The sequence below is a fragment of the Streptomyces sp. NPDC006335 genome (assembly GCF_040612795.1).
In the GTDB taxonomy this organism is placed as follows: domain Bacteria; phylum Actinomycetota; class Actinomycetes; order Streptomycetales; family Streptomycetaceae; genus Streptomyces.
Genome location: NZ_JBEXQX010000001.1, coordinates 1283470 through 1310365 on the forward strand (window position 1 = coordinate 1283470; position 26896 = coordinate 1310365).

A 26896-nucleotide genomic window follows, 5' to 3' on the forward strand; every position below is an offset into this window, starting at 1 on the left:
CGAGTACTCCTTTTCACAGATGGCGGCGTCGGGTTGAGACGTGCCGTTCGTACAGCTCGCGGGCCTTCACCGCGGACGCGCGCGTCGCGGTCTCGGCCACAGGAACATCCCACCAGGCCTGCGCCGGAGGCGCGCCCGACACTGTGTCTGCCGTTTGGGTCTCGACGTAGACACAAGTGGGAGTGTCGGCGGCCCGCGCCTCTTCGAGGGCGGCGCGGAGGTCGCGCACGGTCTTCGCGCGCAGCACGCGCATACCGAGGCTGGCCGCGTTGGCGGCCAGGTCCACGGGCAGCGGGGCGCCCGTGTAGGTGCCGTCGTCGGACTGGTAGCGGTACGCCGTGCCGAAGCGCTCGCCGCCGACCGTCTCGGACAGGCCGCCGATGGAGGCGTAGCCGTGGTTCTGGATCAGGAGGAGCTTGATGGCGATCCCCTCCTGTACGGCCGTGACGATCTCCGTCGGCATCATCAGGTAGGTGCCGTCGCCGACCAGTGCCCAGACGTTGCGGTCGGGGGCGGCCATCTTCACTCCGACGGCGGCTGGGATCTCGTAGCCCATGCAGGAGTAGCCGTACTCCAGGTGGTACTGGTCCCTCGACCGGGCGCGCCACAGTTTGTGCAGGTCGCCGGGGAGGGAGCCGGCCGCGTTGATGATCACGTCGGACTCGTCGACGAGCGCGTCCAGGGCGCCGAGGACCTGCGGCTGGGTCGGCCTGATGTCGGGTTCGTCGGCCTCGTAGCAGGCGTCGACGCGCTGCTCCCAGCGCTCCTTGTCGAGGGTGTACTCGTCGGTGTACACGCTCGTGACGCGGTGGGCGTGCAGCTGCAGTGCCTCGGTGAGCTCCGTCAGGCCGCTGCGGGCGTCCGCGACCAGGGGCATCCCGGCGAGCTTGTGGCCGTCGTAGGGCGCGATGTTGAGGTTGAGGAAGCGGACGCCGTCGGCGGCGAACAGGGTGCCGGAGGCGGTGGTGAAGTCGGTGTAGCGGGTGCCGACGCCTATCACCAGGTCGGCCTGGCGGGCGAGTTCGTTGGCGGTGGCGGTGCCGGTGTGGCCGACGCCGCCGACGTCCTGGGGGTGGTCGTGGCGCAGGGAGCCCTTGCCGGCCTGGGTGGAGGCGACCGGGATGCCGGTGGCGGCGGCGAACTCGGCGAGGGCCTCCTCGGCGCGGCTGTGGTGGACTCCACCGCCGGCGACGACGAGGGGCCGCTGAGCCGACCTGATCGCAGTGACGGCTTCGGCGAGTTCGGTGGGGTCGGCGCCCGGCCGCCGTACGGTCCAGGTGCGCTCGGCGAAGAACTCCTCGGGCCAGTCGTAGGCCTCGGCCTGGACGTCCTGCGGGAGGGCGAGCGTCACCGCGCCGGTCTCCACGGGGTCGGTGAGGACCCGCATCGCCTGGAGGGCGGCCGGGATCAGGGCCTCGGGCCGGGTGACGCGGTCGAAGTACTTCGAGACGGGCCGCAGACAGTCGTTGACGCTGATGTCGCCCGCGTACGGCACTTCGAGCTGCTGGAGGACCGGGTCGGCGACACGGGTGGCGAAGATGTCGCCGGGGAGCAGCAGGACCGGCAGGTGGTTGATGGTGGCGAGGGCGGCGCCGGTGACCAGGTTGGTCGCGCCGGGGCCGATCGACGTCGTCACCGCGTGCGTGGACAGGCGGCCCGACTGACGCGCGTAGCCGACGGCCGCGTGCACCATGGACTGCTCGTTGCGGCCCTGGTGGTACGGCATGTCGTCGGCGTACTCGACGAGTGCCTGGCCGAGCCCGGCGACGTTGCCGTGGCCGAAGATGCCCCAGGTCGCGGAGATCAACCGCTGCCGTGCGCCGTCGCGTTCGGTGTACTGGGCGGCGAGGAAGCGGACCAGCGCTTGCGCGACGGTCAGGCGGATCGTCATCGGTACCCCTCGGTGTGGTCCGGGTGGAAGCAGATCCGCCACTCCCGCGTCTCGCCCGGTCCCGCCATGACGTTCAGGTAGTACATGTCGTGGCCGGGCTGGGCGATGGACGGGCCGTGCCATCCGTCGGGGACGAGGACGGCGTCGCCGGAGCGGACCTCGGCGAGGACGTCGGAACCGCCCTCATGGGAGGGAGATACGCGCTGATAGCCGAAACCGTTCGGGCCGTCGATCTCGAAGTAGTAGATCTCCTCCAACTCGGCTTCCACACCGGGCCGGTTCTCGTCGTGCTTGTGCGGCGGGTACGAGGACCAGTTGCCGCCCGGCGTGACGACCTCGACGGCGATGAGCTTGTCGCAGTCGAAGGCGTCGGCGGAGGCGAAGTTGCGCACGTGCCGCAACTGCGTGCCGCTGCCACGCTCTTCGACGGGGACCTCCGGCGCGGGGCCGTAGCGGGCGGGGAGTCGTCGCTCGCACTTCGCTCCTGCCAGGGCGAAGCGGCCTCCCGCGCCGGAGGCGATCGATGCCTGGGCGTCCCGGGGCACGTACGCGAAGTCCGAGACTCCGGCGAACACGCTCTCCCGGCCCAGGAGTTGGAACTCTTCGGTACCTGTGCGGACGGTACAGCCGCCTTCCAGCGGAAGCACGATCCACTCGCTGTCACCGGAGGTGAAGGTGTGCGTGCCGCCGGGTGCCAGCTCGACGACGCGCAGGCTGCTGTGGGTCCAGCCGGCCCGCTTGGGGTCGATGTCCACCGCGTACTGGGCGTTGGTCGAGCCACCCTTGGGGACGTACAGCTCGTTGTGTGTCATGCGGCGGCCCTCACAGCAGTCCTACGGCGGTGTCCACGGCGGCGGCCACGTCGCCGTCCGCCGGGTACAGCAGCGAGCGGCCAACCACCAGGCCGCGCACGGTGGGCAGTTGCAGGGCGCCGCGCCACTTCTCGTACGCGCCGTCCTGGTCGTCGCCGACCTCGCCGCCCAGGAGCACGGCGGGCAGCGTGGAGGCGGCCATGACCTCGCCCATGTCGTCAGGGTTGTCGCAGACCGGGACCTTGAGCCAGGTGTAGGCCGAACTGCCGCCCAGCCCCGAGGCGATGGCGATCGACTTGGTGACGGCCTCGGCGGACAGGTCGTTCCTGACCTTGCCCTCGGTGGTGCGGCCGCTGATGAACGGCTCGACGAAGACGGGGAGTTTTCGGGCGGCCATGTCGTCGATGGCGCGGGCCGTGGACTCCATGGTGGTGAGGGAGCCCGGGTCGTCGTAGTCGATGCGCAGGAGCAGCTTCCCGGCGTCGAAGCCGAGCCGCTCGATGTCCTCGGGGCGATGGCCGGTGAAGCGGTCGTCGAGCTCGAAGCTCGCGCCCTGGAGGCCGCCGCGGTTCATGGAGCCCATGACGACCTTGCCGTCGAGGGCGCCCAGGAGGAGCAGGTCGTCGAGGATGTCGGCGGTCGCGAGGACGCCGTCGACGCCGGGGCGGGACAGCGCCAGGCTGAGGCGCTCCAGCAGGTCGGCGCGGTTGGCCATGGCCATGCGGTTGCCGCCGACGCCGAGTGCGCCCCGGGCGGGGTGGTCGGCGGCGACGATCATGAGGCGGCCGTTGTCGTTCAGGAGGGGCCGCCGGGTACGACGGGCGGCGGCTTCGGCGATCGCCTCGGGGCGTTCGGCGCGCAGGCGGACGAGTTCCGCGAGGTCGACGCTCACAGAACCGCTCCCGCCGCGATCGCGCGCTCGATCTCGTCGGTCGTCGGCATCGCCGAGCTGCACTCCAGACGGGAGGCGACGATGGCGCCGGCCGCGTTGGCGTGGCTCATGATCTTCTCCAGGTCCCAGCCTTCGAGGAGGCCGTGGACGAGGGAGCCGCCGAAGGCGTCTCCGGCGCCGAGGCCGTTGAGGACGTTCACGGGCAGGGGCGGGACCTCGGCCTCGTTGCCCTTGCTGTCGACGGCGAGGACACCCTTGGGGCCCTGCTTGACGACCGCGAGCTCGACACCGGCGTCCAGCAGCGCCCGGGCCGCCTCGCGGGGCTCGCGCACCCCGGTGGCGACCTCGACCTCGTCGAGGTTGCCGACGGCGACGGTGGTGTGCCGCAGGGCCTCTTCGTAGAAGGGGCGGGCCGCGTCCGGGTCCTTCCAGAACATGGGACGCCAGTCCAGGTCGAAGACCGTGGTGCCGGACTTGGCGCGGTGGGCGAGGGCCGCCAGCGTCGCCGTACGGCTGGGCTCCTCGCTCAGGCCGGTGCCGGTGACCCAGAAGACGCTCGCCCCGCGGATGGCGTCGAGGTCCAGCTCGTGGGCGTCGATCTCCAGGTCCGGGGCCTTGGGCTGCCGGTAGAAGTACAGCGGGAAGTCGTCCGGCGGGAAGACCTCGCAGAAGGTGACCGGGGTCGGCAGGCCGGGTACCGGGGTGACCCAGCGGTCGTCGACACCGAAGCCCTGGAGGGCCTCGTGCAGATAGGCGCCGAAGGGGTCGTCGCCGGTGCGGGTGATCACCGCGGTCCGTCGTCCCAGGCGGGAGGCGGCCACCGCGACGTTCGTCGCCGAGCCCCCGAGGAACTTGCCGAAGGACGTCACCTGCGGCAGCGGGACACCGGTCTGGAGTGGATACAGGTCCACACCGATCCGCCCCATGGTGATCAGGTCGTACCCCATCGGCTTCCCTTCGTACCTGCGTCGGCTCTCTGGGCGTTTGTAGCCCCGCACGAGGAGCCCTGTCAATGTTTTGTCCAGACATTCGGACGAGACCTTGACAGCGCTTGCTTTCCGAACCGAAGCTGACCGGCATGACAGCGCCCGCACCTCAGCCCTCACTGTCCCGCATCCGGATCGGCTCGGCTCCGGACTCCTGGGGCGTGTGGTTCCCCGACGACCCCCAGCAGGTCCCCTGGCAGCGCTTCCTCGACGAGGTCGCGGACTCCGGCTACGAGTGGATCGAGCTGGGACCGTACGGGTACCTGCCGACCGATCCGGCAGTCCTCACCGAAGAGGTCTCCCGGCGTGGCCTGAAGGTGTCCGCGGGCACCGTCTTCACCGGCCTGCACCACGGCGAGGCCGTGTGGGAGAAGACCTGGGCCCACGTCGCGGACAACGCGGTGCTGGCGCAGGCGATGGGCGCGAGGCACCTGGTCGTGATCCCGTCGTTCTGGCGGGACGACAAGACGGGTGAGGTGCTGGAGTCCGACACCCTCACGCCCGAGCAGTGGCGCAACCTCAGCACGCTGACCGAGCGGCTCGGGCAGCGGGTGAAGGACGAGTACGGCCTCCAGATCGTCGTCCACCCGCACGCCGACACCCACATCGACAGCGAGGAGAACGTGGTCCGCTTCCTGGACGCCACGGACTCCGGCCTGGTGTCGCTGTGCCTGGACACCGGGCACTACGCGTACTGCGGCGGCGACAGCGTCAAGCTGATCGAGACGTACGGCTCGCGGATCGGGTACCTGCACCTCAAGCAGGTGGACCCGGAGATCCTGGCGGACGTGCGGGCCAAGGGCACGCCGTTCGGGCCGGCCGTGGCACAGGGTGTGATGTGCGAGCCGCCTTCGGGTGTGCCGGCGCTCGGTCCCGTGCTGGAGGCCGCGCAGAAGCTGGACGTGGATCTGTTCGCGATCGTCGAGCAGGACATGTATCCGTGCGAGCCGGACAAGCCGTTGCCGATCGCGCAGCGGACCAGGGCGTTTTTGCGGTCCTGCGGGGCGTAGTTCCTGATCCGGTGGGCCGGGCCCGGCGCAGCGGGTCCGGCCCACCGGCCGCGGGGCGGCCACGAGGTCCGGGGCCCCCGGATGTCAACGCGCCGCGCCCTCGCGCCCGCGCGCGCCTTTGCGTCACCTCTGTCACAAACGCCCCCTCCGTGTCACACATGTCCCGCGTACGCGGACTCCCCGTCACACCCGGCACACAAGCCCTGACCGACGGTCGCCGTACGTCGTTCACGTGGGCACAGGCTTCTGTGATCGCCAGCGCAGCGCCCGGTACCCCCGACGGCCGTTCCCGGCCGCCGCCGCGGTGCGCGCGGGGAGGTGCACCACATGACCGACCGAAGGCTCTGGTCGTACAAGGAGATCGCCGCGCACATCCGTGTGCAGCCGGACACCGTGCGGTCGTACCGCAAGCACGGGTTGCTGCCGCCGCCCGACCACGTCGAGGGCGGCAAGCCCTTCTGGTACGCCGACACCGTGCGCGCGTGGGTCGCGTCCCGGCCGGGGAACCGGGGGCGGAGAGAGGACTAGGGCGGCGCCGGACGGGCCGCGGGCGCCCGCCCCGCCGGGCCGCGGAAAACCGCGGGCCGGGAGGTGGCCGCGTCTGACACAGTCGGCGCATGAGCGACTTCTCCGTCAAACCCGTGCTGACCGGCGACCAGACGATCCTGCGGCCGTTCACGGAGGCGGACGCCGAGGTCATGGCGGAGATCATCGAGGACCCCGAGGTGGCCCGCTTCACCGGCACCCCCGCCGCCGAACTCACCCTGGAGCGGCTGCGCTCCTGGTACGGCTCCCGGTCCGAGCAGCCCGACCGCCTCGACCTCGCCGTCACGGACCGCGCCACCGGCGAACTGGTCGGCGAGGTCGTCCTCCACGAGTGGGACGCCCAGGCCCGGAGCTGCACGTTCCGCACGCTCCTCGGCCCCCGGGGGCGCGGACGCGGACTCGGCACCGAGGCCACCCGCCTGATCGTCGGGTACGGCTTCGAGCGGCTCGGCCTGCACCGCGTCGAGCTGGAGGTCTACCGCCACAACGCCCGCGCCCTGCGGGTCTACGAGAAGGCCGGGTTCACGGTCGAGGGCGTGCGGCGGGAGTCCGACCTGCGGGACGGGGAGTGGGTGGACTGGGTGGTCATGGGCCTCCTCGACCGCGAGTGGACCGCCCTCAACGCCACGGCTCGATGACCGTCACCCCCGCTCCGGGGGCCGTGCCCATCGCCGCGAGGGCGTCCGGGGCCGCGTCCAGCGCGATCGTGGACGTGACCAGCAGGTCCGGTCGCAGGACGCCCGCCCGGACCAGCTCCAGCATCGGCGGGTAGGTGTGGGCGGCCATGCCGTGGCTGCCGAGGAGTTCGAGCTCCAGGGCGATCACGCGGGCCATGGGCACCGGTGTCGTCCCGTCCGGCGAGGGAAGCAGGCCGACCTGGACGTGCCGGCCGCGACGGCGCAGGGAGTCGACGGAGGCCGCGCAGGTGGCGGGTGAGCCGAGCGCGTCCAGGGACACATGGGCCCCGCCGCCGGTCACCTCGCGGATCGCCGTCGCGGTGTCCGGCGCGGCCGTCGCGTCCACGGTGTGCGCGGCGCCGAACTGCCTCGCCAGGTCCAGGGCCCGCGACGACACGTCCACGGCCACCACCCGGGCTCCCGAGGCCGCCGCGATCATCACCGCGGACAGACCCACCCCGCCGCACCCGTGCACCGCGACCCACTCCCCCGCGCCGACCCCGCCCTGCTGCACGACCGCCCTGAACGCCGTGGCGAAACGGCAGCCCAGGGAGGCGGCCGTGGCGAAGGACATGCCCCCCGGTACGGCCACGAGGTTCACGTCGGCGTGGTCCAGCGCCACGTACTGCGCGAACGAGCCCCAGTGGGTGAAGCCGGGCTGGGTCTGGCGCTCGCAGATCTGGTGGTCGCCGGACGCGCAGGCCGCGCAGGTGCCGCAGGCGCAGACGAAGGGGACGGTGACCCGGTCGCCCGGGCGCCAGCCGCTCACCCCGGGGCCGACCGCCTCGACCACGCCCGCGAGTTCGTGGCCCGGCACGTGCGGGAGGGTGATGTCGGGGTCGTGGCCCTGCCAGCCGTGCCAGTCGCTGCGGCAGAGGCCGGTGGCTTCCACCCGGACGACCGCTCCGTGCTCCGCCGGGTGGGGGTCGGGCACGTCCTGCACCTGTGCGGGTTCGCCGTAGTGTTCGAAGACAACCGCTCGCATCCACGTCTCCATCGCCGTTCTCGTCTGCCGGTCCATCGTGACTGGTCACTGACGCGCCCGTGCGAGACGGCCGACCACTCTTGGAGAAATACCCCCTAGGGGTATAGGCTGTGATGCAGTAACCCCACACGCCTCCACGAGGAGAACGACATGACCGCCCAGACCGATACCCCGGGTTCCGTCACCGCCGTCTACAAGGTGAGCGGGATGAGCTGCGGGCACTGTGAGGGTTCCGTTTCCGGTGAGATCTCCGAGATCGCGGGGGTCAGCTCGGTGAAGGCGGTCGCCTCCACCGGCGAGGTGACGGTCGTGTCGGCGGAGCCGCTGGACGAGGAAGCCGTGCGGGCCGCCGTGGACGAGGCCGGTTTCGAACTCGTCGGCAAGGCCTGATCGCCCGAGGGGTGCCGCGACAGGCCGTCGGTGACCGACAGCCTGTCGCGGCTCGACCGTTTTCCGGAGTAGGGAACATGTCCACCACGGCCCCGACCGCGCCCGTGTCCGAAGTCGAACTCGTCATCGGCGGGATGACCTGTGCCTCCTGTGCCGCCCGCGTCGAGAAGAAGCTCAACCGGATGGACGGGGTCAGCGCCAGCGTCAACTACGCGACCGAGAAGGCCCGGGTCAGCTACCCCGCGGGGGTCGACGTCGCCGACCTGATCGCGACCGTCGTGAAGACGGGCTACACGGCACAGGAGCCGGCGCCCGCGGCGCGAGGGCCCGAGAGCCGCGACGACACCGACCCCGAGCTCACCGCCCTGCGGCAGCGGCTCCTCGTCTCGGTCGCGCTCGCCGTCCCGGTCGTCGTGCTCTCCATGGCCCCCACCCTCCAGTTCGACAACTGGCAGTGGCTCGCCCTGACCCTCGCCTCGCCCGTCGTCGTCTGGGGCGCGTGGCCCTTCCACCGGGCCGCCTGGACGAACACCCGGCACGGCGCGGCCACCATGGACACCCTCGTCTCGGTCGGGACCCTCGCCGCGTTCGGCTGGTCCCTGTGGGCGCTGTTCTTCGGTGACGCGGGCATGCCGGGCATGCGGGAGCGGTTCGAGCTCACCGTCGGCGGCATGGACGGCGCCTCGACGACCTATCTCGAAGTGGCCGCCGGAGTCACCGCCTTCATCCTCCTCGGCCGCTATCTGGAGGCCCGCGCCAAACGCCGCGCGGGGGCCGCTCTCCGGGCCCTGATGGAGCTCGGCGCCAAGGACGTCTCCGTGCTGCGGGACGGACGGGAGGTGCGGATTCCGGCGGAACGGCTGGAGGTGGGGGACCGGTTCGTCGTACGGCCCGGCGAGAAGATCGCGACCGACGGCACCGTCGTCGAGGGCGCCTCGGCCGTGGACGCCTCCGTGCTGACCGGCGAGTCGGTACCGGTGGACGTCGGCGTCGGGGATGTCGTCACCGGCGCGACCGTCAACGCCGGCGGGCGGATCGTCGTGGCGGCGACCCGGGTCGGGGCCGACACGCGGCTGGCGCGGATGGCACAGCTGGTGGAGGACGCGCAGAACGGCAAGGCGCAGGTGCAGCGGCTGGCCGACCGGGTCTCCGCGGTCTTCGTGCCGGCCGTCGTCCTGATCGCGACGGCCACCTTCGGGGGCTGGCTGGGCGTCACCGGGGACACTGTCGCCGCGTTCACCGCGGCCGTCGCCGTGCTCATCATCGCCTGCCCGTGCGCACTGGGGCTGGCCACGCCGACCGCGCTGATGGTCGGCACCGGCCGCGGCGCCCAGCTCGGCATCCTCATCAAGGGTCCGGAGGTCCTGGAGTCCACGCGGCGCGTCGACACCGTCGTCCTGGACAAGACCGGCACGGTCACCACGGGCCGCATGACGCTTCAGGAGGTCTACGTCGTCGACGGCGCCGACGAGAAGCAGGTGCTGCGGCTCGCAGGCGCCCTGGAGCACGCCTCCGAGCATCCCGTGGCCCGGGCGGTCGCCGTGGGCGCCGAGGAGAAGGTCGGGCCGCTGCCGGGGGCCGAGCGGTTCGAGAACGTCCCCGGGAAGGGCGTACGCGGGCGCGTGGAGGGCCATGAGGTGGCCGTGGGGCGCCTTTTCGACGTGCTGCCCGCCGAGCTGGCCCGGGTGAAGGAAGAGGCCGAGCGGGGCGGCCGTACGGCTGTCGTCGTCGGGTGGGACGGTGTGGCCCGCGGCGTCCTGGCCGTCGCCGACGCGGTCAAGGAGACCAGCGCGGAGGCGGTGCGGTCACTGCGGGCGCTGGGGCTCACGCCGGTGCTGCTGACCGGGGACAACCGGGCGGTGGCCGAGGCGGTGGCCCGGGCGGTCGGCATCGACGAGGTGATCGCCGAGGTGCTGCCCGAGGACAAGGTCGAGGCCGTACGGCGGCTCCAGGGCGAGGGACGGGTCGTCGCGATGGTCGGCGACGGGGTCAACGACGCGGCCGCGCTCGCCGCCGCCGACCTGGGGCTCGCCATGGGGACCGGGACGGACGCGGCGATCGAGGCGGGGGATCTGACGCTGGTGCGCGGGGACCTGCGGGTGGCCGCGGACGCGATCCGGCTCTCCCGGCGCACCCTGTCCGTGATCAAGGGCAATCTCGTGTGGGCCTTCGGGTACAACGTGGCCGCGCTGCCGCTAGCCGCGGCCGGGCTGCTGAAACCGATGATCGCCGGGGCGGCGATGGCGTTCTCCTCGGTGTTCGTGGTGACCAACAGCCTGCGGCTGCGTGCCTTCCGTTGAGGATCCTTTGACGGACCCCCTCTGGAGTCCGGAGCCACGCTCACATAAGCTCTTCACAAGACTCGCGCATCGTCCTTACGCTGGGGTCCCGATCGCCGTATCCGGGCTCTTGCGTATCTAACGGACATATGCAAGAGACGCAGATCACAGTGACGCGAACGTAACCATCGAAGGGGTTCGAAGGTCTAAGTTGGCGATGTCAGGCAGCGTCTTGGGGGGCGCCTCCTGACGTCTGAGGATGTCTTGGGGGACTTCCTCGGAGCTGCGTTGCCGGGGCACGCACATAGGGAAGCTTTGAGCGGCCCTCCCGACCGTGCGTTGTCCCGGCAGACCGCACACACGAGTAGTACGAGGAGTTTTGCTCGTTCTGCTCAACCGCAGTGACAGCAGTACCGGAAAGACAGCGATTTCAGGCGCTGGTCTCTCAGACGCCCGGCCGGATCCCGTGGGGGGAATCCGCACCGGGACATGGGAAGGCGCCCTGGACGCCGGCCCGTGGGGGGACCGTCGCCAGGGCGCCTTCCGCTTTTCGCTTCGCGGATCCAGCCGGAACTACGGTTTCGTCGTCGGCTGCGGGCCGGTGGGGGCTGGTCGCGCAGTTCCCCGCGCCCCTGAAAAGACAGGTCAGTCCTGTGAGCGCTGCGCTACGGGGATGAAGTCGCGCTTCACCACGCCCGTCCAGATCTGGCGCGGTCGGCCGCTGCGGGACGCATCCGCACACCGGAAACACCGAAGGGGCGCCGCCCCAGCGACGCCCCCAAGCTCACCAGCAGGTGTCAGCGCTCCTCCACCGGCACGAAGTCCCGCTCCACCACGCCCGTGTAGATCTGGCGCGGGCGGCCGATACGGGAACCCGGCTCCTTGATCATCTCGTGCCACTGGGCGATCCAGCCCGGGAGGCGGCCGAGGGCGAACAGGACCGTGAACATCTCGGTCGGGAAGCCCATGGCGCGGTAGATCAGGCCCGTGTAGAAGTCGACGTTCGGGTAGAGGCTGCGCGAGACGAAGTAGTCGTCGGAGAGCGCGTGCTCCTCCAGCTTGAGCGCGATGTCCAGCAGCTCGTCGGACTTGCCGAGGGCCGAGAGGACGTCGTGCGCGGCGGCCTTGATGATCTTCGCGCGCGGGTCGAAGTTCTTGTAGACCCGGTGGCCGAAGCCCATCAGCCGGACGCCGTCCTCCTTGTTCTTCACCTTGCGGATGAAGGAGTCGACGTCACCGCCGGAGGTCTGGATGCCCTCCAGCATCTCCAGCACGGACTGGTTGGCACCGCCGTGCAGCGGGCCCCACAGGGCGTTGATGCCGGCGGAGATCGACGCGAACATGTTCGCCTGGGACGAGCCGACGAGGCGGACCGTGGAGGTCGAACAGTTCTGCTCGTGGTCCGCGTGCAGGATGAGCAGCTTGTCCAGGGCGGAGACGACGACCGGGTCGGGCTCGTACTCCTGCGCGGGGACCGAGAAGGTCATGCGCAGGAAGTTCTCCACGTAACCGAGGTCGTTGCGCGGGTAGACGAACGGGTGACCGATCGACTTCTTGTACGCGTACGCCGCGATCGTCGGAAGCTTGGCGAGCAGGCGGATCGTCGAGAGGTTGCGCTGCTTCTCGTCGAAGGGGTTGTGGCTGTCCTGGTAGAACGTGGACAGCGCGGAGACGACCGAGGACAGCATGGCCATCGGGTGGGCGTCGCGCGGGAAGCCCCGGTAGAAGTTCTTGACGTCCTCGTGCAGCAGGGTGTGCTGCGTGATGTCGTTCTTGAAGACCGAGAGCTCGTCGACGGTCGGAAGCTCACCGTTGATCAGGAGGTAGGCGACCTCCAGGAACGTGGAGCGCTCGGCCAGCTGCTCGATCGGGTAGCCGCGGTACCGGAGGATGCCGGCCTCACCGTCGAGATAGGTGATGGCGGATTTGTACGCGGCGGTGTTGCCGTAGCCGCTGTCCAGGGTGACCAGACCGGTCTGGGCGCGGAGCTTCCCGATGTCGAAGCCCTTGTCGCCGACGGTGCTGTCGATCACCGGGTAGGTGTACTCGCCATCGCCGTACCGCACTACTACAGAGTTGTCGCTCACGTCATCCCTCACCGACGTTGTGCCTCTTCTTCGAGGTTGCCCTGACTGTCTCTACCATCCCCCATTTGGCGCAGGAGAGTGCACTCGGGGTCGGCCGTTGGGCGTATCAGCGGCACTGAGTGCCGCCAACTTGCTCATCCTGCCCCTCCGCAACCGCTTCCGGAAGAGCTCTGTGACCCACGTGACTCATTTGATCGATCATTTTTTGCGCTGCCTCACGATTGACGCCCGTCACAGGCCCGCGAGCCGGAAGTCCAGCGCCGTACAGCGCCGTCCCGCCGAGACCGTGCGCACCGCCTGACCGATCGCCTTGCGCGAACCGACGAGGACGACCAGCTTCTTCGCCCGGGTGACCGCCGTGTACAGCAGGTTCCGCTGGAGCATCATCCAGGCGCTGGTGGTGACCGGGATCACCACGGCCGGATACTCGCTGCCCTGGGAACGGTGGATGGTCACCGCGTACGCGTGGGCCAGTTCGTCCAGTTCGTCGAACTCGTAGGGCACCTCCTCGTCCTCGTCCGTCAACACGGTGAGGCGCTGGTCGACCGGGTCGAGCGAGGTGACCACGCCCACCGTGCCGTTGAAGACACCGTTGGCGCCCTTCTCGTAATTGTTGCGAATCTGGGTGACCTTGTCGCCGACCCGGAAGACCCGGCCGCCGAACCGCCTCTCGGCGAGGTCGGGGCGGCCCGGGGTGATGGCCTGCTGGAGCAGGCCGTTGAGGGTGCCGGCGCCCGCGGGGCCCCGGTGCATGGGCGCGAGCACCTGGACGTCCCGGCGCGGGTCGAGGCCGAACTTGGCCGGAATCCGACGGGCCGCCACATCCACTGTGAGCCGGCCGACCTCCTCGGTGTCGTCCTCGACGAAGAGGAAGAAGTCCTTCATGCCGTCGGTGACGGGGTGCTGCCCGGCGTTGATGCGGTGCGCGTTGGTGACCACACCGGACTGCTGGGCCTGCCGGAACACGCGCGTGAGGCGCACCGCGGGGACCGGGCCGCCGTCGGCGAGGAGGTCGCGCAGGACCTCTCCGGCCCCGACGCTGGGCAGTTGGTCGACGTCCCCGACGAACAGCAGGTGCGCGCCCGGGGGTACGGCCTTCACCAGCTTGTTGGCGAGCAGCAGGTCCAGCATGGACGCCTCGTCGACCACCACCAGGTCGGCGTCGAGCGGGCGGTCCTTGTCGTAGGCCGCGTCGCCGCCGGGCTTCAGCTCCAGGAGCCGGTGGACGGTGGAGGCGTCGGCGCCGGTGAGCTCGGCGAGACGCTTGGCGGCCCGGCCGGTCGGGGCGGCGAGGACGACCTTGGCCTTCTTGGCGCGGGCCAGCTCCACGATCGAGCGCACGGTGAAGGACTTGCCGCAGCCGGGACCGCCGGTGAGGACGGCGACCTTCTTGGTCAGCGCCAGCTTGACGGCGGCCTCCTGCTCGGGGGCGAGGTCGGTGCCCGTACGGCTTTTCAGCCAGCCGAGCGCCTTGTCCCAGGCCACGTCCCGGAAACCGGGCATCCGGTCCTGGTCGGTGCGCAGGAGGCGCAACAGCTGGGCGGCGAGGGAGAGTTCGGCGCGGTGGAAGGGGACGAGGTAGACGGCGGTGACCTCGTGGCCGTCGGGGCCCGGGAGCTTCTCGCGGACGACGCCGGGCTCGCCCGAGTCCTCGTCGGGCAGGGCGAGTTCGGCGAGGCACTCGATGACCAGGCCGGTGTCGACCTGGAGGAGCTTGACCGCGTCGGCGATCAGCTGCTCCTCGGGGAGGTAGCAGTGCCCCTGGTCGGTGGACTGCGAAAGGGCGTACTGGAGACCGGCTTTCACCCGCTCCGGGCTGTCGTGCGGGATGCCGACGGACTGGGCGATCTTGTCGGCGGTGAGGAAGCCGATGCCCCAGACGTCGGAGGCGAGCCGGTAGGGCTGGTTCTTCACGACGGAGATCGAGGCGTCGCCGTACTTCTTGTAGATGCGCACGGCGATGGAGGTGGAGACCTCGACGGTCTGGAGGAAGAGCATGACCTCCTTGATCGCCTTCTGCTCCTCCCAGGCGTCGGCGATCTTCTTGGTGCGCTTGGGGCCGAGGCCGGGGACCTCGACGAGCCGCTTCGGCTCCTCCTCGATGATCTTCAGGGTGTCCGTGCCGAAGTGCTGGGTGATGCGGTCGGCGAAGACCGGGCCGATACCCTTGACGAGCCCTGAACCGAGATAGCGGCGGATGCCCTGGACGGTGGCCGGCAGGACGGTCGTGTAATTCTCGACGGTGAACTGCTTGCCGTACTGCGGGTGGGAGCCCCAACGCCCCTCCATCCGCAGGGACTCCCCCACCTGGGCGCCGAGCAGCGCGCCGACGACGGTGAGGAGGTCGCCGCCGCCCCTACCGGTGTCGACGCGGGCGACCGTGTAGCCGTTGTCCTCGTTGGCGTACGTGATGCGCTCCAGCACGCCTTCGAGTACGGCCAGCCGTCGTTCGCCCGTGGAGGCCCCCGCCTGATCGGTCATGATCCGACGGTACCGGTCGGCACTGACAGCCTCCGGCGGTCAGCCGGATCCGGGGGGCTGCTGCGTGCCGGGCGCTGCGGCGGCGCGTGGTGGCTCCGCGGAGAGAGGGGGCGCGGGTGGTGCCGACGGTGGAGAACGACGAGGTGCCACGGTCGGCGGGCAGCGGCGGGTCCGGGCTCGTCGGGCTGCGGGGGCGGCTCGCGACGGGGGCCGGGACGCTGGAGGCGGGGCCGCGCGGGAGAGTCTCCCCGTGGTGGCGGGGGTGGCGCTGGAGAGGGTCTCGTGGCCGTGTGGGACTGCCCGGTTGAGGGGTTCTGGTGCCCCAGTCGGGCCGGCTTCACGGCTGGGTGCGTCGCTCGGCGGCGTCGAGCGCGGGTGCGAGCGGGGAGAGTGCCGCGCGGAGCTGGTCGGGCAGGGGGCCGGAGGGCACGACCAGCCCTCCGGAGTTCCCGGCGTTCCCGGCGTTCCCGGCGTCCCCGGCCGGCTGAAGCCAGCCTTCCAAGGCGATGCGAACCGCCGCGGCCACACTCGCCGCGAGAACGCGGGCTGTGTGCGCCCCGGCGTCGCCAAGGCGTTCAGCGATCACCGCCGCGAGAGGGGGCTCGATGTCGGCGGTGGCGTCGAGGAACGCGTCGCGCAGCGTGGTCCGGGTGGTGATCAGCAGCAGCGCCTCGTGTTCGCGCTCGCCGGTGTTCGTGTACTGCTCGACCACGGCTTCGGTGACGGCGTCGGCCAGACGCACTCCTGCGGGCCGGGCCGCGACCGCCTCCGCGATCCGCGCCTCCCGGTCTGCGGTGACAGCGGCGACGATCGCCTGCTCGCGGCTGGCGAAGTAGTTGTTGTAGGTGCGCGGCGAGACCCCGGCCGCCTCGGCGATGTCCTCGACCCGCACCTGGTCCGGTCCGCGCTCCACGGCCAGGCGCAGGGCCGCCTCGCGCAGTGCCTCGCGCGTGGCTTGCTTCTTCCGCTCCCGCAGCCCAGGTCGTGGTGTCGTCACGAGGTCAGCATTCCACACAGAAATGCGTGCACGCAAACTTGCGTGCACGCACTTTTCTTGTCAGCCTCGACCCGACGAGACCGACAGAGAGGACGTCACCATGCGCGCAAGAGGAATGACCTACGACACCGGATTCGTCGTGCACGGCCAGATGTCCCGCGAGCACTTCGACCCCGTGGTGGTCCGTCGTGAGCTCGCCATCATCCGCGACGACCTGCACTGCAACGCGATCCAGATCATCGGCGGCGACCCGGACCGACTGGAGCTGGCCGCCGGTGCCGCCGCCGAGCTCGGCCTGGAGGTCTGGTTCTCGCCCTATCCGCTGGAGCTGGATCCGGAGCAGATCCTCACGCTCTTCCGCGACTGCGCCGAGCGAGCGGAACGGCTCCGGCGGCAGGGGGCCGCGGTTGTGTTCGTCGCAGGGGTCGAGCTGAGCGTGATGAACCGCGGGTTCCTGCCTGGAGGGAGCCCTGAGGAACGGGCCGAGCAGCTGATGAGCCGGCCCGACCGGCGGGCCGAAGCGATGCGTGAGCTCGGCGTGCGCATCAACGCGTTCCTCCGCGACGCCGCGGCCACGGTCCGCGAGCGGTTCCAGGGCAGACTCACCTACGCAGCCATCCAGTTCGAGCAGGTCGACTGGACTCCCTTCGACATCGTGACGTTCGAGCTGATCCGCTCCGCCGAGGTCGCCGACCGGTTCCGGGACGCGGTGCGCACCCTGGTCCAAGGCCCGAAGCCGCTCGCCGTCACCGGGTTCGGCACCGCCGCCTACCGCGGCGCGGGAGACCGCGGTGGGCGGGTACTGGAAGTGGTCGAGTACGACCCGGAGACCAAGGCCCCCGTGCGGCTGAACGGCACGTACGAGCGTGACGAGGACGGCCAGGCCGCATATCTGAGCGAACTGCTGGAGATCTACGACACCGAGGGCGTGGACAGCGCGTTCGTGTTCCTGTTCGCCCTGCCTGGCTTCCCGCACCGCCCGGACGGGGATCCCAGGGACGATCTGGACCGGGCCGGCCTGGGCATCGTCAAACTCCTCGAGGGGCGCCGGGGGCAGACCTACCCCGACATGGAGTGGGAACCCAAGGCCGCCTTCGCGGCAGTGGCGCAGCGGTATCGGAGGTGACGGACGCCGTGCTCGGTGACCACGGTGCCGCCCCGCGCCTCGGCGCCGACGGCGGGGTCCTGGTCTTCGACGCGCCAGGGCAGGCGAAGCGGGGGGCGACGACCGCGGCCGTGGGTCGGCGGTGTTCGGCATGACGGGCCGGGTCGAGAACGTGATCGTCGCGCTGGCTCCCGCGCGCCGGTACCGGCTACCCCACCTGCGACGTCACGTGGTCGATCACCGTCTGGAACTCCTCGGTCGGTGAGAACTCCACGAACTCGCAGTCCTCCAGGGCCACCGGGACATGGCCGGGACCCCAGTAGTAGGCCTGGCCCGCCTCGTACTCCTCCTCACCGGCCGCCGTCAGCATCTTCAGCCGGCCCTTCAACAGGTAGCCCCAGTGCGGGCATTGGCAGGCGTCGCCGTCGAGGCCCTTGAGGGCGGGGCCCATGTCGGTGCCCTCGGGCAGCCGGAAGAAGCCGACGGACATGCCGCCGCCGATGGGCTGGGTGCGTACGTCCAGTCCGTCGCCCGCGAGAGCGACGGGAACCTCGTCGTGAGTGGCCGCTGTCATGACTTCTCCGCTCCGGCCCTCCATGGCCTGATGAGGAACGACTCGTGCTCCTCCCAGCCTGATCCGCCCCCGCGCGGCCCGCGACATCACGATCCGGTCTCGGGGTCTTGCCAAGGCCCGTGTAATCGATTCCAATCCTCTACACCACGTGGATGTAATCGATTCCACGCACGGTCCACAAGCACGATCCACAAGGAGGTGGAGCGGCGATGGCGAGCATCAAGGACGTCGCTGCCGAGGCGGGGGTCTCCGTCGCCACGGTGTCGCGGGTCCTGAACGACCATCCGTCGGTCAGCGCGGACGCACGCACCCGCGTGCTGGCCGCCGTGGAGACCCTGGGCTACCGCCCGAACGCCGTCGCCCGCTCCCTGCGCACCGACCAGACCCACACCCTCGGCCTGGTCATCAGCGACGTGATGAACCCCTACTTCACCGAGCTGGCCCGGTCCGTCGAGGAGGAGGCCCGCGCGCTGGGCTACAGCGTGATCATCGGGAACGCCGACGAACGGCCCGACCTCCAGGACCACCACGTACGGAACCTGCTGGACCGTCGCATCGACGGCCTCCTGGTCTCCCCCACCGACGGCGGCTCCCCGCTGATGCTGGACGCCGTCCGCGCGGGGACGCCCATGGTGTTCGTGGACCGGTGGATCCCGGGCGTGGCCGTGCCGGTCGTCAGGGCCGACGGGCAGGCCGCGGTGCGCGATCTCGTCGCCCATCTGCACGGCCTCGGGCACCGCAGGCTCGCCATCATCGCGGGCCCCGCGGCGACCACGACCGGCCAGGAGCGCGTGGCGGCCTTCCGGGAGGCCCTCCAGGCGTACGGCCTGGAGCTGCCCGACGCCTACATAGGGCAGGGCGACTTCCAGGCCGAGAGCGGGCGCCGGGTCACCGAGGGCTTCCTCGACCTGCCCGAGCCGCCCGAGGTCGTCTTCGCGGCCGACAACCTGATGGCGCTGGGCGCGCTGGACGCCGTACGCGCGCGTGGGCTGCGCGTGCCGGAGGACCTCGCCCTGGCCGCGTTCGACGACATCCCGTGGTTCGTGCACACCGATCCGCCGATCACCGCGATCGCCCAGCCCACGGGCGAGCTGGGGCGGGCCGCCGTGCGCGCGCTCGTCGACCGGATCGAGGGGCGGCCGCCCGCGTCGGTCACCCTCCCCGCCCGTCTGGTCGTCCGCCGCTCGTGCGGCGAGAACCCCCATCCCGTGCAAAGGAGTACGTCGTGAGCAACGAGGACGAGTTGCTGCGCATCGAGGGCATACGGAAGTCCTTCCCCGGCGTGGTCGCGCTCGACGGCGTCGACTTCGACCTGCGCCGGGGCGAGGTGCACGTACTGCTCGGCGAGAACGGCGCCGGCAAGAGCACGCTGATCAAGATGCTGTCGGGCGCCTACCACCCCGACGAGGGCCGCGTCCTGGTGGACGGCCGGGAGGTGCACATCCGCGGGGCGCAGGACGCCGAGCGGCTGGGCATCGCCACCATCTACCAGGAGTTCAACCTGGTACCGGATCTGACGGTCGCCGAGAACATCTTCCTGGGCCGGCAGCCGCGCCGGCTAGGGATGATCGACCGGAAGACGATGGAGGCCGACGCCGAGGTGCTGCTGAAGCGCGTCGGGGTCAATGTGTCGCCCCGCGCGCGTGTGCGTGAACTCGGCATCGCCCGGCTCCAGATGGTCGAGATCGCCAAGGCGCTCAGTCTGGACGCGCGCGTGCTGATCATGGACGAGCCGACGGCCGTGCTCACCTCGGAGGAGGTCGACAAGCTCTTCGCGATCGTGCGCAGGCTGCGCGAGGACGGGGTCGGGATCGTCTTCATCACCCACCACCTGGAGGAGATCGCCGCCCTGGGCGACCGGGTCACGGTCATCCGGGACGGGAAGTCCGTCGGCCAGGTGCCCGCCGCCACGCCCGAGGACGAACTCGTACGCCTGATGGTGGGGCGGTCGATCGAGCAGCAGTACCCGCGGGAGCGCGGCGACACCGGAGCGGCCCTGCTGAAGGTCGAGGGCCTCACGCGCGACGGCGTCTTCCACGACATCGGCTTCGAGGTGCACGCCGGCGAGGTGGTCGGCATCGCCGGGCTGGTCGGAGCGGGCCGTACCGAGGTCGTACGGGCCGTGTTCGGCGCGGACCCGTACGACAGCGGCGCCGTGCACGTCGCCGGGGCGCCCCTGAGGGGCCATGACGTGGGCGCCGCCATGGCCGCCGGGATCGGGCTGATCCCGGAGGACCGCAAGGGCCAGGGCCTGGTGCTGGACCAGTCGGTCGAGGAGAACCTCGGGCTGGTGACCATGCGGGCCGCCACCCGCGCGGGGCTCGTCGACCTCAAGGGGCAGCGGGAGGCCGCCGCGCGGATCGCCGAACAGCTCGGGGTCCGGATGGCGGGCCTGCACCAGCACGTGCGGACGCTCTCCGGCGGCAACCAGCAGAAGGTCGTCATCGGCAAGTGGCTGCTCGCCGACACCAAGGTGCTGATCCTCGACGAGCCCACGCGCGGGATCGACGTCGGCGCCAAGGTCGAGATCTACCAGCTCATCAACGAGCTGACGTCCCAAGGGGCCGCCGTCCTCATGATCTCCAGCGATCTGCCCGAGGTGCTCGGCATGAGCGACCGGGTGCTGGTGATGGCCCAGGGCCGGATCGCCGGCGAACTCGACGCCGCCGAGGCCACCCAGGACTCCGTGATGGCACTCGCCGTCAGCACGAACAACGTCAAGACCGAGAAGGAGGCCCCCCGTGGCCGCCACTGACACGCTCAAGAGCGGGGCGAGCGCGGATGGCCTGCGCCGGCTGCTCCTCGACAACGGCGCGCTCACCGCGCTGATCGTCCTCGTCATCGCCATGTCGGCGCTGTCGGGCGACTTCCTGACCACCGACAACCTGCTCAACGTCGGCGTCCAGGCGGCCGTGACCGCCATCCTCGCCTTCGGTGTGACCTTCGTGATCGTCTCGGCGGGCATCGACCTGTCGGTGGGCTCGGTGGCGGCCCTGTCGGCCACCGTCCTCGCCTGGAGCGCCACGTCACACGGGGTGCCGGTCCTCATAGCGGTCCTGCTGGCCGTGGTCACCGGCATCGCGGCCGGACTCGTCAACGGCTTCCTGATCGCGTACGGCAAACTCCCCCCGTTCATCGCGACCTTGGCGATGCTCTCGGTGGCGCGCGGTCTGTCGCTGGTGATCTCCGAGGGCTCCCCGATCGCCTTCCCCGACTCCGTCTCGCACCTCGGTGACACGCTCGGCGGCTGGCTGCCGGTGCCCGTCCTCGTCATGGTCGTCATGGGGCTGATCGCGGCCTTCGTGCTGGGACGGACGTACATCGGCCGTTCCATGTACGCGATCGGCGGCAACGAGGAGGCGGCCCGCCTCTCCGGCCTCCGGGTGAAGAAGCAGAAGCTCGCCATCTACGCCTTCTCCGGTGTCTTCGCCGCCGTTGCGGGTGTCGTGCTGGCGGCCCGGCTCTCCTCGGCGCAGCCGCAGGCCGCCGACGGCTACGAGCTGGACGCGATCGCCGCGGTCGTCATCGGCGGTGCCTCGCTCGCGGGCGGCACCGGCAAGGCGTCCGGGACGCTGATCGGCGCGCTGATCCTGGCGGTGCTGCGCAACGGCCTCAACCTGCTGAACGTGTCCGCGTTCTGGCAGCAGGTCGTCATCGGTGTCGTCATCGCGCTGGCGGTGCTCCTGGACACCCTGCGCCGCAAGGCGGGGGCGACCCCGGTGGCCGCGGGTGCCGGCGGGCCGGGCGGCAAGGGGCGCCAGGCGGCGACGTACGGTCTCGCGGCCGTGGTCACCGTGGCGATCGTCGGCGCGACCTCCTTCCTGCACAACGGCTCCTCCTCCACGGCGAACCCGAAGGTCGGTCTGTCGCTCTCCACCCTCAACAACCCCTTCTTCGTGCAGATCCGGGCGGGCGCCCAGGCCGAGGCGAAGAAGCTGGGCGTGGACCTGACCGTCACGGACGCCCAGAACGACGCTTCCCAGCAGGCCAACCAGCTCCAGAACTTCACCAGTTCGAGCCTCGGCGCGATCATCGTCAACCCGGTGGACTCGGACGCGGCGAGCAACAGCGTGAAGGCCGCCGACAAGGCGAAGATCCCGGTCATCGCGGTGGACCGGGGCGTCAACAAGGCTTCTGTGGACGCGCTGGTCGCCTCCGACAACGTCGCCGGCGGTGAGCTCGCCGCCAAGACCATCGGCGAGAAGCTCGGCGGCAAGGGCAAGATCGTGATCCTCCAGGGGCAGGCCGGTACGTCGGCGGCCCGTGAGCGCGCCGAGGGTTTCGCCAACGGCCTCAAGGCGTACCCGGGCATCCAGGTCGTCGCGCAGCAGCCCGCCGACTTCGACCGCACCAAGGGCCTCGACGTGATGTCGAACCTGCTCCAGGCCCACCCGGACGTCCAGGGTGTCATCGCCGCCAACGACGAGATGGCGCTCGGCGCGATCAAGGCGCTGGGCTCCAAGGCCGGCAAGTCGGTCTCGGTGGTCGGTTTCGACGGCACCCCGGACGGCCTGAACGCGGTGAAGGACGGCACGCTGTACGCGTCCGTGGCACAGCAGCCTTCCCAGTTGGGCAAGATCGCCGTGGACAACGCGCTGAAGGCCCTTCAGGGCAAGAAGGTCGAGGAGACCATCAAGGTGCCGGTGAAGGTGGTCACGAAGGAGAACGTGGCCGGTTTCACGGGCTGACGACGGCGTAAGGGCGGGCGGTCGCTTCGACCGCCCGCCCCGCGTCACTGACTAGGGGAGTCACTCATGTACGACTACGACCTTCTGGTCGTAGGGTCGGCCAACGCCGACCTGGTGATCGGCGTGGAGCGGCGGCCAGGGGCCGGCGAGACGGTGCTCGGCTCGGACCTGGCCGTGCACCCGGGGGGCAAGGGCGCCAACCAGGCGGTCGCGGCGGCCCGGTTGGGTGCCCGTACGGCGTTGCTGGCCCGGGTCGGTGACGACGGACACGGCCGGCTGCTGCTGGACTCGCAGCGGGCGGCCGGGGTCGACACGGTGGGTGTGTTGGTGGGCGGGGCGCCGACCGGGGTCGCGCTGATCACCGTCGACCCGTCCGGGGACAACAGCATCGTGGTGTCGCCGGGTGCCAACGGGCGTCTGACGCCGGGTGACGTGCGGGCCGCGGTCAGCCTCTTCCACGCCTCCCGGGTGGTGTCGACCCAGCTGGAGATCCCGCTGGAGACGGTCGTGGAGGTCGTACGGAACCTGTCGCCGGACAGCCGGTTCGTGCTGAACCCGTCGCCGCCGCGGCCGTTGCCCACGGAGGTGCTGGCCGCCTGTGATCCGCTGATCGTCAACGAGCACGAGGCGAAGGTGATCCTGGGTGCGGCCTGTGTCAGCGACCGGCCTGAGGACTGGGCGGGGCTGCTGCTCGCGAAGGGGCCGCGGTCGGTGGTGGTGACGCTGGGTGCCGAGGGGTCGCTTGTGGCGTCCTCGTCCGGGCACGTGACCCGGGTGGCGTCGGTGAAGGTGGACGCGGTGGACACCACGGGGGCCGGGGACGCCTTCACGGCGGCGCTGGCGTTCCGGCTCGGGGAGGGTGCCTCCCTGACGGAGGCGGCCTCGTACGCGTCCCGCGTGGGGGCGGTCGCGGTGACCCGGGAGGGTGCGCAGGACTCCTTCCCCACCTCGGAGGAGGTCGCGGCGCTGTGAAGAGGGCCGGAATACTGAACCGCCATCTCTCCGGCGCGCTCGCCGAACTGGGGCACGGGGACGGGGTGCTGGTGTGCGACGCCGGCATGCCGATCCCCGACGGGCCGCGCGTGGTCGACCTGGCCTTCCGGGCCGGGGTGCCGTCCTTCGCCGAGGTCCTCGACGGGCTGCTCGCCGAGCTGGTCGTGGAGGGGGGCACCGCGGCGGCGGAGGTGCGGAAGGCCAACCCGGCGGCCGCGGAGCTCCTGGAGGCCCGCTTCCCCGAACTGGACCTGGTCTCCCACGAGAAGCTCAAGGAGCTGTCGGCGGGCGCGCGGCTGATCGTGCGCACGGGGGAGGCCCGGCCGTACTCGAACGTGCTGCTCAGGTGCGGGGTGTTCTTCTAGGGCAGTCGATTACCGCTGTTTCCAAGGCATCCAGTGACCGCTGTTCACGGCCCGGGCAGGATTCTGCGCGGGCCGTGGCACATCTCCGCGGGGCGCGGCGCCGGGGGGCGGGCGCGGTTGCGTCGCCGATCTCCGACGTGGAGCGGGCGGGCATGCCGGTGCGCTCAGCGAGGTCGGCGGAGACCGCCTCCTCGATGCGCGCTGCGACCTCGGCCTGCGGGAGGAGGGAAGCTGCGGGATCCGCGGGGGCGCGGCGCCGGGGAGGGGCGGCTGCGGGGGGCCGCGGGGCGCGGCGCCCGGGGAGGGGCGGGCTGCGGTTCGCGGACCTCGGCTGCGGGATCCGCGGGGCGCGGCGCCTCGGGAGGGGCGGGCGGTGTTTCGCGGACCTCGGCTGCGGGATCCGCGGGGCGCAGTGCCGAGAGCAGCGTGCACGGTTCGCGGGCCCCGGCTGCTCGGTCCGCGCGGCGCCGGGGACGGGCGGGCGCGGTTCGCGGGGCGCGGCGCCCGGGGAGGGGCGGGCTGCGGTTCGGGGGCCTCCGCTGCGAGATCCGCGGGGCGCAGTGCCGGGGAGGGGCGGGCGCGGGCCCGGCTGCGGGGCCGGTGAGCACGCCCGTGCACAGGCGTGTCCGACGGTTCCGGTCAGGCGCCAACGGGGCGCGTTCCGTCGATGTCCACACGATCCAAGCCCTCCCCTGCCGGTTCGTACCCGGGAGATCAAGAAGGGGCACGGCCCGCACGGGCCTTGCTGCCGTTCCCGACCAGGGAGAAGACGGGCAGGTTCCGTCGCGCGCCGGACGCAGGTTCGGCACCTACGCGTCGCGTACGTACAAGCCGGCCCCTGTGTGCCGTGTCGGCAACGCAGCCACCGCCACCGCCACCCACGAGCCCGAGCGGCCACCCGGGTGCAGCCGCCGCCCGAAGGGGGAGCTCCGGGCGGCAGATGCCCTCGGCGCAGGGGCAAGGGGCCGCACAACGCCCCGCGGAGGTGGCGCCTCGACAGCACTCATCCCTGCGGCGATTCATCGAACCGATTCGATCACGCTAGCAGCGGGACGCGGCCAGTAATAGCCCCCTGACATGGATCTCTTCGGGCGTCCGCGGCCGACCGGCCGGGCAGATCAAGGTGCCCGCCGTCCACAGATCCGGGCATCCAGTCCGCCTCCTAAACGGGCCGACAGCCAGGCAAACCAGACAGCGAATCTCGGCACACCGACGTTTCCGGGCCGTTACGAGAATTTCGACACGAGGCGTTGACACCTGCCCGGGTTGCTCCTACCTTCACTTCACGCGAACCGGTTCGACGATCGGCATCTGGCTGATTCCGCACCCTGGTATTCCTCGAACCGGTTCGACACCTGCAGGCAAGGAGCCCCCGTGAACATCGGTGAGATCGCCAAGCGGGCCGGTGTCTCGCGGAGCACCGTGTCGTACGCCCTGAGCGGGAAGCGCCCCGTGTCCGAGGAGACCCGCGACAAGATCCAGCGGGTCATCGACGAGCTGGGCTACCAGCCCAACGCCAGTGCCCGCGCCCTGGCCAACGGCCGGACCAACACCATCGGTCTGGTCTTCCCGCCGGCCGGCAACCACTACACCGGCATGCAGCTGGACTTCATCGGCAGCGTCACCGAGGCCGCCGCGGCCTACGACTACGACGTGCTGCTCTCTCCCAGCGGGGTGGACAGCGACCGCTCGTTCCAGCGGCTGCTGGGGGAGCGGCGGGTCGACGGCGCGATCCTGATGGAGATCCGGCTCCAGGACGACCGGCTCGACCACCTCACGGCGGTGGGTTTCCCCTCGGTCGCCATCGGCCGTACGGCCCACCCGGAGGGCAGCTGGTGGGTCGGACTGGACCACACCGCGCTGGCGGCGGCCTGCGTCCACCACCTCGCGGACCTCGGCCACCGCCGGGTCGCCTTCGTCAACCGGCCCGAACAACTCCTGAGGGCCGGGTACGAGTCCGCGCACCGCGGCCTGGACGGCTTCACCAAGGCCGCGGCCGAACGCGGGCTCACCGTCCGGACGTACTGCTGCGCGGACGACGCCGCCGCGGGCCTGGCCTGTCTGGAACGGATCCTGCACGACGACCCGGCCACCACGGCCCTGGTCACGCTGAACGAGGCCGCGCTCGGTGGTCTCTACCGGGGGCTGGCCCAGGCCGGTCGTCATGTGCCGCGCGACTTCTCCGTCACCGGGGTGGTGGCCGGCCGGTGGGCGGAGACGGTGACCCCGCAGCTCACCGCCGCGGACGTGCCGGCGGAACAGATGGGCCGCCTCGCCGTCGACCTGTTGGTCAAGCGGCTCGACGACCCGGACGCACCGGCCCGGCACCACCTGCTCGCACCACCGATCTCCTTGCGAGCGAGCACCGCACCTGTCGGCACAAGGGCCGCCGACCCCGGCGCGGACTTGGGCCTCCCCAAGCATCCCTGACCGTCACCCACCTCCCTCCCTCGCCCTCTCCCCCTCCGCACCCCATACGGGCCCCCCGGCCTCCCCGCCCGGCCTCCCGGCCCGGGTCCGGCGAGCCCGACAGCTCCCGAACACCTCTCCCACGGCACACCCGTGCCGACCCCAGGGCACCCCTGTGCCGATCTCAAGGCACACCTGTGCCAAAACCCGTGAGGAAGACACCATGAACCGATCCGCCAGACGGCGTCTCACCGCCGCAGCCCTGACCGTCGTCGCCGTCACCACCGGCGCCACCGCGTGTTCCTCCAGCGGGAGCGGCAGCTCCACGAAGGCAGCGGACAGCGGCACGTACACGGTCTGGGACCCGTACCCGCAGTTCGCCAAGGGCTCGGCGTGGACGGATCTGCTGGACAAGTGCGGTACCCAGGCGGGGGTGAAGGTCAAGCGGACCGGCTTCGACACCAGTGATCTCACGAACAAGGCGCTGCTGGCGGCGCAGCAGGGCAATTCCGCGGATGTCCTGATCGTCGACAACCCGGTGGTGTCGACGCTGGCGGAGGCGGGCGTGCTGACCACGACCGCCGACAGCAAGCTGGACACCTCCAAGGTCGATCCCAACCTGCTGGCGGCCGGTCAGTCGGGCGGCAAGACGTACGGCACGCCGATCGGCGCGAACACGCTGGCCCTCTACTACAACAAGGCGGTCCTGAAGAAGGCCGGGGTGGACAT

Annotated in this window: 22 protein-coding genes and 1 pseudogene; 14 read left to right on the forward strand and 9 right to left on the reverse strand. The window is 71.0% G+C overall.

Annotation, left to right across the window (positions count from 1 at the left end; all coding sequences use genetic code 11):
* Nucleotides 1-13: 13 nt before the first annotated feature.
* Genes iolD through iolC form a run of 4 tightly spaced genes read right to left on the reverse strand, consistent with a single transcriptional unit; the run spans nucleotide 14 to nucleotide 4542 of the window.
* On the reverse strand, nucleotides 14-1891 hold the full coding sequence (gene iolD, locus ABZ098_RS05720; RefSeq protein ID WP_356587526.1) for a 3D-(3,5/4)-trihydroxycyclohexane-1,2-dione acylhydrolase (decyclizing): 1878 nt from the start codon (nucleotides 1889-1891) through the stop codon (nucleotides 14-16).
* On the reverse strand, nucleotides 1888-2703 hold the full coding sequence (gene iolB, locus ABZ098_RS05725; protein WP_356587528.1) for a 5-deoxy-glucuronate isomerase: 816 nt from the start codon (nucleotides 2701-2703) through the stop codon (nucleotides 1888-1890). Before iolB ends, iolD begins: the two co-directional genes overlap by 4 nt.
* A 10-nt stretch (nucleotides 2704-2713) precedes the next feature.
* Nucleotides 2714-3595, reverse strand: coding sequence for a deoxyribose-phosphate aldolase (locus tag ABZ098_RS05730; protein ID WP_356587530.1), 882 nt, complete (start codon nucleotides 3593-3595; stop codon nucleotides 2714-2716).
* The gene (iolC, locus tag ABZ098_RS05735) at nucleotides 3592-4542 is read right to left on the reverse strand and encodes a 5-dehydro-2-deoxygluconokinase (protein WP_356587532.1); all 951 of its coding nucleotides are present in this window, start codon (nucleotides 4540-4542) and stop codon (nucleotides 3592-3594) included. Before iolC ends, ABZ098_RS05730 begins: the two co-directional genes overlap by 4 nt.
* A 131-nt stretch (nucleotides 4543-4673) precedes the next feature.
* Here iolC and ABZ098_RS05740 point away from each other — a divergent pair, with 131 nt between their 5' ends.
* The 3 genes from ABZ098_RS05740 to ABZ098_RS05750 all read left to right on the forward strand — a co-directional run bounded on the left by ABZ098_RS05740 (nucleotide 4674) and on the right by ABZ098_RS05750 (nucleotide 6775).
* A complete protein-coding gene (locus tag ABZ098_RS05740) occupies nucleotides 4674-5591 on the forward strand; it encodes a sugar phosphate isomerase/epimerase (protein WP_356587534.1) in 918 nt (305 codons plus the stop codon).
* Between the two features lie 327 nt (nucleotides 5592-5918).
* Entirely contained in the window at nucleotides 5919-6119 is a 201-nt protein-coding gene (locus ABZ098_RS05745; RefSeq protein WP_020116516.1) for a MerR family transcriptional regulator, read from the forward strand.
* Between the two features lie 89 nt (nucleotides 6120-6208).
* A complete protein-coding gene (locus ABZ098_RS05750) occupies nucleotides 6209-6775 on the forward strand; it encodes a GNAT family protein (protein WP_356587536.1) in 567 nt (188 codons plus the stop codon).
* On the opposite strand, the gene ABZ098_RS05755 is transcribed toward ABZ098_RS05750, so the two are convergent.
* Nucleotides 6756-7799, reverse strand: coding sequence for a zinc-dependent alcohol dehydrogenase family protein (locus ABZ098_RS05755; protein ID WP_356587538.1), 1044 nt, complete (start codon nucleotides 7797-7799; stop codon nucleotides 6756-6758). The genes ABZ098_RS05750 and ABZ098_RS05755 overlap by 20 nt on opposite strands.
* Nucleotides 7800-7949: 150 nt before the next feature.
* On the opposite strand from ABZ098_RS05755, the gene ABZ098_RS05760 reads away from it, so the two are divergent.
* Nucleotides 7950-8189, forward strand: coding sequence for a heavy-metal-associated domain-containing protein (locus ABZ098_RS05760; RefSeq protein WP_031037814.1), 240 nt, complete (start codon nucleotides 7950-7952; stop codon nucleotides 8187-8189).
* A 77-nt stretch (nucleotides 8190-8266) separates the two neighbouring features.
* Nucleotides 8267-10489: a heavy metal translocating P-type ATPase gene (locus ABZ098_RS05765; RefSeq protein WP_356587540.1), complete on the forward strand. Its 2223-nt coding sequence runs from the start codon at nucleotides 8267-8269 to the stop codon at nucleotides 10487-10489.
* A gap of 776 nt (nucleotides 10490-11265) precedes the next feature.
* Here the strand turns inward: ABZ098_RS05765 and ABZ098_RS05770 are convergent.
* Both ABZ098_RS05770 and ABZ098_RS05775 read right to left on the reverse strand, forming a co-directional pair.
* Nucleotides 11266-12555, reverse strand: coding sequence for a citrate synthase (locus tag ABZ098_RS05770; RefSeq protein WP_356587542.1), 1290 nt, complete (start codon nucleotides 12553-12555; stop codon nucleotides 11266-11268).
* Nucleotides 12556-12786: 231 nt separating this feature from the next.
* On the reverse strand, nucleotides 12787-15036 hold the full coding sequence (locus tag ABZ098_RS05775) for an ATP-dependent RecD-like DNA helicase (protein ID WP_356587547.1): 2250 nt from the start codon (nucleotides 15034-15036) through the stop codon (nucleotides 12787-12789).
* Between the two features lie 125 nt (nucleotides 15037-15161).
* Between ABZ098_RS05775 and ABZ098_RS05780 the strand changes: the two are divergent.
* Nucleotides 15162-15344: pseudogene (locus ABZ098_RS05780) on the forward strand (hypothetical protein); the annotation flags it as partial.
* A gap of 29 nt (nucleotides 15345-15373) precedes the next feature.
* Here the strand turns inward: ABZ098_RS05780 and ABZ098_RS05785 are convergent.
* Nucleotides 15374-16033 carry a TetR/AcrR family transcriptional regulator gene (locus ABZ098_RS05785; protein WP_356587549.1) on the reverse strand — a complete coding sequence of 220 codons (660 nt, stop codon included), beginning with the start codon at nucleotides 16031-16033 and terminating at the stop codon, nucleotides 15374-15376.
* Between the two features lie 100 nt (nucleotides 16034-16133).
* On the opposite strand from ABZ098_RS05785, the gene ABZ098_RS05790 reads away from it, so the two are divergent.
* Complete coding sequence (locus tag ABZ098_RS05790; RefSeq protein ID WP_356587551.1) at nucleotides 16134-17159, forward strand: hypothetical protein; 1026 nt, start codon at nucleotides 16134-16136, stop codon at nucleotides 17157-17159.
* 187 nt (nucleotides 17160-17346) lie between these two features.
* Here ABZ098_RS05790 and ABZ098_RS05795 read toward each other — a convergent pair whose 3' ends face one another.
* Nucleotides 17347-17712 (reverse strand): hypothetical protein, encoded by a 366-nt coding sequence (locus ABZ098_RS05795; RefSeq protein ID WP_356587553.1) that lies wholly within the window; start codon nucleotides 17710-17712, stop codon nucleotides 17347-17349.
* Between the two features lie 209 nt (nucleotides 17713-17921).
* Here ABZ098_RS05795 and ABZ098_RS05800 point away from each other — a divergent pair, with 209 nt between their 5' ends.
* From ABZ098_RS05800 to ABZ098_RS05830, 7 genes are all read left to right on the forward strand, one after another.
* Nucleotides 17922-18941, forward strand: a complete 1020-nt coding sequence (locus tag ABZ098_RS05800; protein WP_356587555.1) for a LacI family DNA-binding transcriptional regulator — start codon at nucleotides 17922-17924, stop codon at nucleotides 18939-18941.
* Nucleotides 18938-20467 carry a sugar ABC transporter ATP-binding protein gene (locus ABZ098_RS05805; RefSeq protein ID WP_356587557.1) on the forward strand — a complete coding sequence of 510 codons (1530 nt, stop codon included), beginning with the start codon at nucleotides 18938-18940 and terminating at the stop codon, nucleotides 20465-20467. Before ABZ098_RS05800 ends, ABZ098_RS05805 begins: the two co-directional genes overlap by 4 nt.
* Nucleotides 20454-22400, forward strand: coding sequence for a substrate-binding domain-containing protein (locus ABZ098_RS05810; protein WP_356587559.1), 1947 nt, complete (start codon nucleotides 20454-20456; stop codon nucleotides 22398-22400). The genes ABZ098_RS05805 and ABZ098_RS05810 overlap by 14 nt, the downstream gene beginning before the upstream one ends.
* Before the next feature lie 66 nt (nucleotides 22401-22466).
* Entirely contained in the window at nucleotides 22467-23372 is a 906-nt protein-coding gene (locus ABZ098_RS05815) for a ribokinase (protein WP_356587561.1), read from the forward strand.
* Nucleotides 23369-23758, forward strand: a complete 390-nt coding sequence (gene rbsD, locus ABZ098_RS05820) for a D-ribose pyranase (RefSeq protein WP_356587563.1) — start codon at nucleotides 23369-23371, stop codon at nucleotides 23756-23758. The genes ABZ098_RS05815 and rbsD overlap by 4 nt, the downstream gene beginning before the upstream one ends.
* Nucleotides 23759-25132: 1374 nt before the next feature.
* Nucleotides 25133-26188, forward strand: a complete 1056-nt coding sequence (locus tag ABZ098_RS05825; protein ID WP_356587565.1) for a LacI family DNA-binding transcriptional regulator — start codon at nucleotides 25133-25135, stop codon at nucleotides 26186-26188.
* Between the two features lie 202 nt (nucleotides 26189-26390).
* Nucleotides 26391-26896, forward strand: a 506-nt coding sequence (locus ABZ098_RS05830) for an extracellular solute-binding protein (protein ID WP_356587567.1), incomplete at its 3' end; no start/stop codon positions are given.

Excerpts from the sequence above, each read along its gene's own strand:
- iolD (WP_356587526.1), bottom strand. The coding sequence starts at position 1,891 with ATGACGATCCGCCTGACCGTCGCGCAAGCGCTGGTCCGCTTCCTCGCC.
- iolB (WP_356587528.1), bottom strand. The coding sequence starts at position 2,703 with ATGACACACAACGAGCTGTACGTCCCCAAGGGTGGCTCGACCAACGCC.
- iolC (WP_356587532.1), bottom strand. The coding sequence starts at position 4,542 with ATGGGGTACGACCTGATCACCATGGGGCGGATCGGTGTGGACCTGTAT.
- ABZ098_RS05740 (WP_356587534.1), top strand. The coding sequence starts at position 4,674 with ATGACAGCGCCCGCACCTCAGCCCTCACTGTCCCGCATCCGGATCGGC.
- ABZ098_RS05745 (WP_020116516.1), top strand. The coding sequence starts at position 5,919 with ATGACCGACCGAAGGCTCTGGTCGTACAAGGAGATCGCCGCGCACATC.
- ABZ098_RS05750 (WP_356587536.1), top strand. The coding sequence starts at position 6,209 with ATGAGCGACTTCTCCGTCAAACCCGTGCTGACCGGCGACCAGACGATC.
- ABZ098_RS05755 (WP_356587538.1), bottom strand. The coding sequence starts at position 7,799 with ATGCGAGCGGTTGTCTTCGAACACTACGGCGAACCCGCACAGGTGCAG.
- ABZ098_RS05760 (WP_031037814.1), top strand. The coding sequence starts at position 7,950 with ATGACCGCCCAGACCGATACCCCGGGTTCCGTCACCGCCGTCTACAAG.
- ABZ098_RS05765 (WP_356587540.1), top strand. The coding sequence starts at position 8,267 with ATGTCCACCACGGCCCCGACCGCGCCCGTGTCCGAAGTCGAACTCGTC.
- ABZ098_RS05775 (WP_356587547.1), bottom strand. The coding sequence starts at position 15,036 with ATGACCGATCAGGCGGGGGCCTCCACGGGCGAACGACGGCTGGCCGTA.
- ABZ098_RS05790 (WP_356587551.1), top strand. The coding sequence starts at position 16,134 with ATGCGCGCAAGAGGAATGACCTACGACACCGGATTCGTCGTGCACGGC.
- ABZ098_RS05795 (WP_356587553.1), bottom strand. The coding sequence starts at position 17,712 with ATGACAGCGGCCACTCACGACGAGGTTCCCGTCGCTCTCGCGGGCGAC.
- ABZ098_RS05800 (WP_356587555.1), top strand. The coding sequence starts at position 17,922 with ATGGCGAGCATCAAGGACGTCGCTGCCGAGGCGGGGGTCTCCGTCGCC.
- ABZ098_RS05815 (WP_356587561.1), top strand. The coding sequence starts at position 22,467 with ATGTACGACTACGACCTTCTGGTCGTAGGGTCGGCCAACGCCGACCTG.